Consider the following 503-nt stretch of genomic DNA (forward strand, 5'->3'; position numbering starts at 1 on the left):
GTCATCGACCTGCCCACCTACCCCTTCCAACGCCAGCGCTACTGGGCACCCGATGGCTCCGCATCGGCGGCGCTCACGCTGGACAGCCGGCCGGACGAAGCCTCCGCAGTGCCGTCGGACACGATGGATCCCGCTGAGCAACTCCGCCGAGAACTTGCGACGTTGACCGTGACCGAGCAGATCGAGTGGTTGCTCGGTCAAGTGCGCGACGGTGTCGTCACCGTCCTCGGACTGGACGCCCACGCCGAAGTACGCGCGGAGGCAACGTTCAAGGAACTGGGCGTCGAATCGCTGACCGGTGTCGAGCTCAAGAACCACCTCCGTTCCCGGACCGGACTGCACGTCCCGACCTCGCTGATCTACGACTGCCCGACTCCCCTCACCGCCGCTCACTACCTCCGCGACAAGCTCTTGGGCCAGCCCCAGGAACAGGCTGTCGTCCGCGCCGACACCCCGGTCGACGAGCCCATTGCGATCGTGGGGATGGGGTGCCGGTTCCCGGG

At 67.2% G+C, this 503-nt stretch carries 1 protein-coding gene; it reads left to right on the forward strand.

What is annotated here, in order from left to right; all coding sequences use genetic code 11:
* On the forward strand, positions 1-503 hold a 503-nt coding region (locus GTY56_RS21425; RefSeq protein WP_161366979.1), incomplete at both ends, for an acyl carrier protein.

This window comes from Streptomyces sp. SID5643 (assembly GCF_009872555.1).
Taxonomy (GTDB): Bacteria; Actinomycetota; Actinomycetes; order Streptomycetales; family Streptomycetaceae; genus Streptomyces; species Streptomyces iakyrus.